Origin of the sequence: Ferrovum myxofaciens, from assembly GCF_000735045.1 — a bacterium.
Taxonomy (GTDB): Bacteria; Pseudomonadota; Gammaproteobacteria; order Burkholderiales; family Ferrovaceae; genus Ferrovum; species Ferrovum myxofaciens.
Map to the genome: position 1 here is coordinate 1 of NZ_JPOQ01000333.1, position 1,837 is coordinate 1,837.

At 48.8% G+C, this 1,837-nt stretch carries 1 protein-coding gene, 1 tRNA gene and 1 pseudogene; 1 reads left to right on the top strand and 2 read right to left on the bottom strand.

Features of this window, described 5'->3' with window-relative positions; all coding sequences use genetic code 11:
* Positions 1-158: 158 nt before the first annotated feature.
* Positions 159-271, bottom strand: a tRNA-Asn gene (locus IV91_RS18140).
* Between the two features lie 25 nt (positions 272-296).
* Here IV91_RS18140 and IV91_RS0113875 point away from each other — a divergent pair.
* On the top strand, positions 297-1,346 hold the full coding sequence (locus tag IV91_RS0113875; RefSeq protein ID WP_200874434.1) for a tyrosine-type recombinase/integrase: 1,050 nt from the start codon (positions 297-299) through the stop codon (positions 1,344-1,346).
* A gap of 96 nt (positions 1,347-1,442) precedes the next feature.
* On the opposite strand, the pseudogene IV91_RS0113880 reads toward IV91_RS0113875, so the two are convergent.
* Positions 1,443-1,837: pseudogene (locus IV91_RS0113880) on the bottom strand (zeta toxin family protein); the annotation flags it as partial.

Sequence of the window (1,837 nt, forward strand, 5' to 3'; positions counted from 1 at the left end):
ATTGCAGTGCTGAGGCACGCAACCCCCTGTCCATCATTGTCGAATCGCCCTGTTTTTGTGTTTTCCCCACCTCACCACCATGGAAAATCCTGGGTGGCTGGGAGAGGCGAATGTCTAAAGTTCAGTTGGCTTAATTGAAGTTACTTCATATGTGCCTATGGCTCCCCGACCAGGGCTCGAACCTGGGACCTGCGGATTAACAGTCCGAAATTGTTTTATATATACTTTACTGTTTCTATTTGGAAATATACAATATCCTCTGAATTACGGGACCAAATCCGTGCCAACGAGGGGAAATGATGGCGACATTTACGAAGCGAGAAAATGACTGGTGGCAGGCAAGGGTCAGGCGCAAAGGGAATGAGACGGTATCAAAAACTTTTCCGACCAAGGAGGCTGCGGAAAAATGGGCTCGCAGCATTGAGTTCAGGATAGATAGAGGGGATTACACTAATCGGAGCGAAGCCGAAAAGACCACCTTGGCTGATGCCATAGATCGCTACTTGGAAGAGGTCACACCCAACAAGAAAAGTGCGATACAGGAAAAAAACCGTTTGCTGACATGGAAGAATAGCAAATTGGCAAAAGTGTCCCTATTGGCCCTTACACCTGGAAACTTCGCAAAATTTCGTGACGAACGAAAAAAGGCTGGAGTATCTGCTGCAACCATCAGGCTGGATTTAGCCCCTATCAGCCACCTGTTCAACCTGGCAAACAAAGAATGGGGAATCCCAGTAGACAACCCGATTCGCAAGATCACCTTGCCTAGAGAGGACAACAGCCGCGACCGTCGGTTACTTGACGGTGAAGAAGTCCGTATTGTCGCCGCACTTAAACAGTGCAAAAATCCTTGGATACTACCCGCATTCATCCTGGCTTGTGAAACGGCCATGCGTCAAGGGGAATCGCTTGATCTGCTGTGGCAGAATGTGAGTTTGAAAAATAAGACGGCTCACTTGATAGATACCAAAAACGGGACATCTCGCACAATCCCGCTGTCACCCCGTGCCCTCGAAACATTATCAGAGTTACCCCATTCGATTGAAGGAAAAGTGTTAAGGCTTACCAAATCAGCCCTTGTCCAATCATGGGGGCACGCAATTAAACGGGCACGGGTTGATTACGAAAAGGAAATGATAATTGCCGGGAAAACCAAAATGGAAATTGCTGTGGACGCTATGCTACTCGATCTCCATTGGCATGATCTCAGGCACGAAGGAACCTCGCGGTTGGCGGCAAGATTTATGATGCACGAATTGATGAAAGTGACGGGTCATAAAGATTCGAAGATGGTCTTTCGATACTACCACCCACGGGCGGAGGATCTGGCCAAGAAACTGGAGTAGCGGTCACCTTTCCATGGCCTAAGACATTAGGGCGGCAGTATCAGCAGTTGGTGACAATAGCGGGGATGCTATTTCCCGTCTGGCGTATATTCACCCTTAAATCAGTTCATTCCGCTCAGAGTGAATGGAACGATCCGGTATTGCATCTTTTGCCCATTGGGGCAGATTACTGGATAAGTGCTTCACGCGGCCATTCTCAACGGATAGGAGTAAGCGGCGCTTTTCTCCCGTGTTGTCCAAGATGAATACCCGTTCTGCCAAGTCAAAAGCTGAAGCGAGGTTACGCAGACTTCTGCTGTAACGCCGTGACACATCTTCTGCGGGCACGGCATGCCCACCGCTGTCAATCCGTTCAAGGATGCGAGCTTGGCACAACGCAAGACTTTCGACACAGACAAAAATAAAATTTACCTTGTAACCGCATCCGACAGCTCGCTTCATCAGGGTGAGTTCACGATTTCCTGAGAATGTGGTGTCCAAACCGAAACTGG